This window comes from Pseudomonas sp. GD03903, from assembly GCF_029840045.1.
GTDB lineage: Bacteria > Pseudomonadota > Gammaproteobacteria > Pseudomonadales > Pseudomonadaceae > Pseudomonas > Pseudomonas pseudonitroreducens.
Genome location: NZ_JAOCBT010000006.1, coordinates 372,949 through 379,441, shown reverse-complemented (window position 1 = coordinate 379,441; position 6,493 = coordinate 372,949). Strand labels below are relative to the sequence as shown.

Below are 6,493 nucleotides of genomic sequence, written 5' to 3'. Positions count from 1 at the left end.
TTGCACGCGGGAAAGTCGGGCCATTGCTGCGTAGGCAATTCAGGCATGCCTCTATATGATGCGTGCCTGACAGTTGCGGGGGTGATATGCAGACCTTGCTGAAATTGCTGAGCGATGGCCGCTTTCATTCCGGAGAAGAGCTGGGTGCTCTCCTCGGGGTAAGTCGTAGTGCCGTCTGGAAGCGCCTTGAGGGTCTTGAGCGGGACTACGGCATGGTCGTGCAGCGAGTACGCGGCCGTGGTTACCGCCTGGAAGAGCCGCTGAGCATCATCTCGCCTAGGTCCGATTCCGGCCAGTGGCCTCTCGATGTCCTGTTTTCAATCGACTCCACTAACGCCGAGGTTCTACGACGCCTTTCTGCCGGCGCCGTGGCGCCGTTCGCCATTCTTGGCGAGCGCCAGACCGCTGGGCGGGGAAGGCGAGGGCGGCAATGGGAAAGCCCCTTCGGCGCCAACCTGTATTACACGCTGGGTATCGCCGTGCGCGGTGGTGCGCAGGAGTTGGAGGGGTTGAGTCTGGTGGTTGGTCTTGCGGTGGCAGGAGCGATTCAATCTTTGGGCGTGAAGGATGTAGGCCTCAAATGGCCCAATGATGTTCTGGTGGCTGGCAAGAAGATTGCCGGCATCTTGCTTGAACTCACGGGCGATCCTGCTGACATCTGCAGCGTTGCCATTGGCATCGGTATCAATGTGAATATGCGCAAGGCGGACGCCATTGATCAGCCCTGGACTTCGGTGCGAGAGGCTCTGGGCAGGCTGGTCGATCGCAATGAGTTGCTGCGGGCGCTGGAGTCGCAACTTGCGCACGTACTTTCCCGCCATCGCGAGCGCGGCTTTGCCGCGAGCCGCGAGGAGTGGGAATCACTTCATCTATGGCAGGGGCGGCAAGTCACGCTGTCTACTGTCGCCAATAATATCGTTGGGCGTGCCCTTGGCATCGATGAGCGAGGTGCGTTGCGTCTCCTGGTTGATGGGAAGGAGCAGAGCTACAGCGGAGGCGAGCTGAGTCTGAGGTTGTCGGATGATTCTTGAGTTGGATTGCGGAAATAGCCTGATCAAGTGGCGGGTGGTCAGAAAGCACGACCTGGTGACCGTCGCTGGTGGTGTGGCTGATTCCGATCAGGTGCTGCTAGCGCAATTGCAGGCCAGCGAAGTGGTCGACATTCGCTATTGCCGTATGGTCAGCGTGCGCAGTGAGCAGGAAACCGACGCGCTGCGTGTCAGCCTGGAGAGTGCTTTCCCTGTTGTGGTGCAGATCGCCGCGCCGGCGACCGAGCTGAGCGGTGTGCTGAATGGCTATCGTGAGTATCAGCGGCTGGGGATGGATCGCTGGCTTGCCCTCGTGGCGGGTCATTGCCTCGCGGGGCGTGGCTGCCTGGTGCTCGATCTTGGCACCGCGGTCACTTCCGACCTGGTTGACTCGGCCGGCAGGCATCTGGGTGGCTATATAGCTCCCGGCATGCCCCTGATGCGCAGCCAGCTCCGCACGCACACGCGGCGTATTCGCTATGACGATGAGGCGGCCCATGAGGCGCTGCAGAACCTGCTCCCAGGCCAGGAAACTTCCGAGGCAGTTGAACGCGGTTGCGTGCTGATGCTGCGCGGGTTCGTGCGGGAGCAGATCGATCTGGCGAATAAACTGCTGGGTGATGACTGCGCTGTCTACCTGACCGGGGGCGATGCCGAGCTGGTCAAGGATGAGTCTGCGCGCGCTGTCGTGCTCCCGGATCTGGTATTTCTCGGCCTGGCACTTGCCTGTCCGATCGAGTGAGTCTGACCGATGCGTTGGTTTTTCCTCTTCCTCCTCGCCCTCAATGTCTTCTATTACGTCTGGCATCAACAGCAGGCGCCGCTCCGCCCGAAAGAGATCGCGCCGCTCAGTCTGTTTCACACTGAGCAGAAGAATATTCGTCTGCTCAGTGAGTCTGCCGAGACGCCTCAGCGCCGCCCGGCAGACGAAAAGCCGGCCGCTGCTCCCGCCTCTGCGTGTGTCTACCTGGGCAGTTTCCCCGTAGAGGATCGCGCACGGCAGTTGGTCCAGCGCTTGTTGAGCCTTGATGTCCAGGCCTCAGTGCAGACTGTGGATGCGGCTGCTGGTACCGACTACTGGGTTTATCTTCCGCCTCTGGCTTCGCGGCAGGCCTCCTTGTGGCAGCTGCGCGAGCTGCAGGCGCGCAAGATCGATAGCTACATCATCACGGAGGGGGATCTGACTGACGGGATCTCCCTTGGCATCTTTCAGCGCAAGGATTCCGCCGATAGCGTGGTGGAGCGGCTGAAGACTGCAGGTTACGACGCTCTGGTGCGCGAACTGGCTCGTTCGCAACATGATTACTGGGCGCAGATCACCCCGGAAAGCGGGCGCCTGGTGGATGACTCTCTGGTGCGTCAGCTGGCCCCGGATTTCCCCGAACTGCAAAAACAAACAATGCCGTGCAAAAACGTTGCAAGCCCTCAATAGTTTGAATAGAATGGCGCCCGCTTCACAGGGGTGACCTGAAAAAGGTCGAACACTGGAAGCCGTTGTCGAAGAGCTAAGCTCAAGTTTTTTAAAGAAAAACAGTTGACAACGCGGTGGCAGGCTGTAGAATGCCGCCTCACTCGGAGGGGTTCCCGAGCGGCCAAAGGGATCAGACTGTAAATCTGACGTCTCAGACTTCGAAGGTTCGAATCCTTCCCCCTCCACCAGTTTCAAGCGTGAGCTGCAAGCTCCGCGGGTATAGTTCAGTGGTAGAACCTCAGCCTTCCAAGCTGATGATGCGGGTTCGATTCCCGCTACCCGCTCCAAGTTTGTTGCTGATGTCTTGCTCATGTAGCTCAGCTGGTAGAGCACACCCTTGGTAAGGGTGAGGTCAGCGGTTCAAATCCGCTCATGAGCTCCATCTCGCAAAGGCAGATATGAAAATATCTGCCTTTGTTTTAATGGTGACGTGACTTTCTCAATTCCTAACGGGAGGCGGTCAAGATGGCTAAAGAAAAGTTTGAGCGTAACAAGCCGCACGTAAACGTCGGCACCATCGGTCACGTTGACCACGGCAAAACCACTCTGACCGCTGCTCTGACCAAGGTCTGCTCCGAGACCTGGGGCGGCTCTGCTCGCGCTTTCGATCAGATCGACAACGCGCCGGAAGAGAAGGCTCGTGGTATCACCATCAACACCTCTCACGTTGAATACGACTCGCCGGTACGCCACTACGCTCACGTAGACTGCCCGGGCCACGCCGACTACGTGAAGAACATGATCACCGGTGCTGCCCAGATGGACGGCGCGATCCTGGTTTGCTCGGCTGCTGACGGCCCCATGCCGCAGACCCGCGAGCACATCCTGCTGTCCCGTCAGGTAGGCGTTCCTTACATTGTCGTGTTCCTGAACAAGGCCGACATGGTTGACGACGCCGAGCTGCTGGAACTGGTCGAGATGGAAGTTCGCGACCTGCTGAACACCTACGACTTCCCGGGCGACGACACTCCGATCGTGATCGGTTCCGCTCTGATGGCTCTGAACGGCCAGGACGACAACGAGATGGGCGTTTCCGCCGTGCGCAAGCTGGTAGAAACCCTGGACTCCTACATCCCTGAGCCGGTTCGTGCAATCGACCAGCCGTTCCTGATGCCGATCGAAGACGTGTTCTCGATCTCCGGTCGTGGCACCGTGGTAACTGGCCGTGTTGAGCGTGGCATCGTCAAGGTCCAGGAAGAAGTGGAAATCGTCGGTATCAAGGCGACCACCAAGACCACCTGCACTGGCGTTGAAATGTTCCGCAAGCTGCTCGACGAAGGTCGTGCTGGTGAGAACGTCGGCGTTCTGCTGCGTGGCACCAAGCGTGAAGACGTAGAGCGTGGCCAGGTTCTGGCCAAGCCGGGCACCATCAAGCCGCACACCAAGTTTGAGTGCGAAGTGTACGTGCTGTCCAAAGAAGAAGGTGGTCGTCACACCCCGTTCTTCAAGGGCTACCGTCCGCAGTTCTACTTCCGTACCACCGACGTAACCGGCAACTGCGAACTGCCGGAAGGCGTTGAGATGGTAATGCCGGGCGACAACGTGAAAATGGTTGTCACCCTGATCGCTCCGATCGCCATGGAAGATGGCCTGCGCTTCGCGATTCGCGAAGGCGGCCGTACCGTTGGTGCCGGCGTGGTTGCCAAGATCATCGAATAATCGATTGATCTTTCCCTATCAGGCCGGCATAATGGTCGGCCTGACTTTGTTCTAGGCCAGTAGCTCAATTGGCAGAGCGGCGGTCTCCAAAACCGCAGGTTGGGGGTTCGATTCCCTCCTGGCCTGCCAGATTTCTCAAGATCTGGCACTTCTTTAAACGGGATTCCTAGCAGATGAATGCGAAGGTAGAAGCCAAAGAGTCGCGTCTTGATCTCTTGAAGTGGCTTGTGGTTGCAGTGCTGGTGGTGGTGGCTGTGGTTGCCAACCAGTATTACTCCGCGCAACCGATCTTCTATCGCGTTCTCGGTATTCTCGTGATGGCGGCTGTTGCAGGTTTCATTGCGCTGCAAACCGTCAAGGGGCGCGCGTTCTTTACTTTGGCTAAAGAAGCTCGCGCCGAGATTCGCAAGGTTGTATGGCCGTCTCGTCAAGAGACAACTCAGACCACGCTGATCGTAGTGGCAGTAGTGCTGGTAATGGCGCTGGTGCTTTGGGGGCTCGACTCCCTGCTGGGTTGGCTGGTTTCCATGATCGTAGGTTAAGGGTGTTCCGTGGCTAAGCGTTGGTACGTTGTGCATGCCTACTCGGGTTACGAGAAGCATGTCATGCGCTCGCTGATCGAGCGGGTCAAACTGGCCGGCATGGAAGACGGGTTTGGTGAGATTCTGGTCCCTACCGAGGAAGTGGTAGAGATGCGGAACGGCCAGAAGCGCAAAAGTGAGCGCAAATTCTTCCCGGGCTATGTCCTGGTGCAGATGGAAATGAACGAGGGTACCTGGCACCTGGTCAAGGATACTCCTCGCGTCATGGGCTTCATTGGTGGTACCGCCGACAAGCCGGCGCCGATCACCGACAAGGAAGCTGATGCCATCCTGCGTCGCGTTGCCGATAGCGGCGACAAGCCCAAGCCGAAGACGCTGTTCGAGCCGGGCGAGACCGTTCGCGTTATCGATGGTCCGTTCGCCGACTTCAATGGTGTCGTCGAAGAAGTTAACTACGAAAAGAGCCGCATCCAGGTCGCTGTGCTCATTTTCGGTCGCTCTACTCCGGTGGAGCTGGAGTTCAGTCAGGTAGAGAAGGTCTAACTGGCACAATGAATCCCATACCCCGCAGCCCTAGGCTGCGGGGTTTTGTCGTCATTGGGATAAACGCGATAGCAACCGGGGAGCCCGTCAGGGCGCTTGACCCGCATTTGGAGTAGCAAATGGCTAAGAAAATCACGGCTTACATCAAGCTGCAAGTTAAGGCCGGCCAGGCCAACCCGTCGCCGCCCGTAGGCCCTGCTCTGGGTCAGCACGGCGTGAACATCATGGAATTCTGCAAGGCGTTCAACGCCAAGACCCAAGGCCAAGAGCCGGGTCTGCCGACTCCTGTGATCATCACCGTTTACAGCGACCGTAGCTTCACCTTCGAAACCAAGAGCACCCCGGCTGCCGTCCTGCTGAAAAAAGCAGCTGGCATCACCAGCGGTTCCGCTCGTCCGAACTCTCAGAAAGTCGGCACCGTTACCCGTGCCCAGCTGGAAGAGATCGCCAAGGCCAAGCAGGCTGACCTGACCGCTGCTGACCTGGACGCTGCCGTACGCACCATTGCTGGCTCCGCGCGCAGCATGGGCCTGAACGTGGAGGGTGTGTAATGGCTAAGCTGACCAAGCGTCAAAAGGCTATCGCCGAGAAGGTTGAAGCGGGCAAGCATTACGGCTTCGAAGATGCCGCCAAGCTGCTGGCTGAACTGTCGACCATCAAGTTCAAGGAGTCCGTGGACATCGCCATCAATCTGGGCGTTGATCCGCGTAAATCCGACCAGGTCGTACGTGGTGCCACCGTTCTGCCGAACGGCACCGGCAAATCCGTACGCGTTGCCGTCTTCACCCAGGGTCCTGGTGTTGAAGCTGCCCTGGCTGCTGGTGCAGACAAGGTTGGCATGGACGAACTGGCTGCCGAAATGAAAGCCGGCGACCTGAACTACGACGTCGTCATCGCCTCCCCGGATGCGATGCGTGTTGTTGGCCAGCTGGGCCAGGTTCTCGGCCCGCGCGGTCTGATGCCGAACCCGAAAGTCGGCACCGTGACCCCGGACGTCGCCACCGCTGTCAAGAACGCCAAAGCCGGTCAGGTACGTTTCCGTACCGACAAGAACGGCATCATCCACGCTTCCGTTGGCAAGATCGACTTCGAGCCGGTCAAGCTGAAGCAGAACGTGGAAGCGCTGCTGAGCGATCTGAAGCGTCTGAAGCCGTCCTCCTCGAAGGGCGTGTACGTTCAGCGCGTTACCCTGAGCACCACCATGGGCCCGGGTCTGCAGATCGATCAGGCTTCGCTGGAAGGCTGATGAA

At 58.7% G+C, this 6,493-nt stretch carries 8 protein-coding genes and 4 tRNA genes; all 12 read left to right on the top strand.

Annotation, left to right across the window (positions count from 1 at the left end; translation table 11 throughout):
• Window positions 1–86 precede the first annotated feature (86 nt).
• Window positions 87–1,031, top strand: a complete 945-nt coding sequence (birA, locus tag N5C91_RS12780) for a bifunctional biotin--[acetyl-CoA-carboxylase] ligase/biotin operon repressor BirA (RefSeq protein ID WP_279830019.1) — start codon at window positions 87–89, stop codon at window positions 1,029–1,031.
• Window positions 1,021–1,770: a pantothenate kinase gene (locus N5C91_RS12775; protein ID WP_279830017.1), complete on the top strand. Its 750-nt coding sequence runs from the start codon at window positions 1,021–1,023 to the stop codon at window positions 1,768–1,770. The genes birA and N5C91_RS12775 overlap by 11 nt, the downstream gene beginning before the upstream one ends.
• Window positions 1,771–1,779: 9 nt before the next feature.
• On the top strand, window positions 1,780–2,460 hold the full coding sequence (locus N5C91_RS12770; protein ID WP_279830015.1) for an SPOR domain-containing protein: 681 nt from the start codon (window positions 1,780–1,782) through the stop codon (window positions 2,458–2,460).
• A 142-nt stretch (window positions 2,461–2,602) separates the two neighbouring features.
• Window positions 2,603–2,687: transfer RNA gene (locus tag N5C91_RS12765), tRNA-Tyr, on the top strand.
• 25 nt (window positions 2,688–2,712) lie between these two features.
• Window positions 2,713–2,786 (top strand) — tRNA-Gly (locus N5C91_RS12760).
• Between the two features lie 19 nt (window positions 2,787–2,805).
• Window positions 2,806–2,881: transfer RNA gene (locus N5C91_RS12755), tRNA-Thr, on the top strand.
• A gap of 83 nt (window positions 2,882–2,964) precedes the next feature.
• Window positions 2,965–4,158: an elongation factor Tu gene (tuf, locus tag N5C91_RS12750; protein WP_065327628.1), complete on the top strand. Its 1,194-nt coding sequence runs from the start codon at window positions 2,965–2,967 to the stop codon at window positions 4,156–4,158.
• A gap of 53 nt (window positions 4,159–4,211) precedes the next feature.
• A tRNA-Trp gene (locus N5C91_RS12745) sits at window positions 4,212–4,287 on the top strand.
• A 44-nt stretch (window positions 4,288–4,331) separates the two neighbouring features.
• Window positions 4,332–4,700 carry a preprotein translocase subunit SecE gene (gene secE / locus N5C91_RS12740; RefSeq protein WP_088421640.1) on the top strand — a complete coding sequence of 123 codons (369 nt, stop codon included), beginning with the start codon at window positions 4,332–4,334 and terminating at the stop codon, window positions 4,698–4,700.
• Window positions 4,701–4,709: 9 nt separating this feature from the next.
• Complete coding sequence (gene nusG, locus N5C91_RS12735; protein WP_015475310.1) at window positions 4,710–5,243, top strand: transcription termination/antitermination protein NusG; 534 nt, start codon at window positions 4,710–4,712, stop codon at window positions 5,241–5,243.
• Between the two features lie 119 nt (window positions 5,244–5,362).
• Window positions 5,363–5,794 carry a 50S ribosomal protein L11 gene (rplK, locus tag N5C91_RS12730; RefSeq protein ID WP_024767122.1) on the top strand — a complete coding sequence of 144 codons (432 nt, stop codon included), beginning with the start codon at window positions 5,363–5,365 and terminating at the stop codon, window positions 5,792–5,794.
• The gene (gene rplA / locus N5C91_RS12725) at window positions 5,794–6,489 is read left to right on the top strand and encodes a 50S ribosomal protein L1 (protein ID WP_279830008.1); all 696 of its coding nucleotides are present in this window, start codon (window positions 5,794–5,796) and stop codon (window positions 6,487–6,489) included. Before rplK ends, rplA begins: the two co-directional genes overlap by 1 nt.
• Window positions 6,490–6,493: the final 4 nt, after the last annotated feature.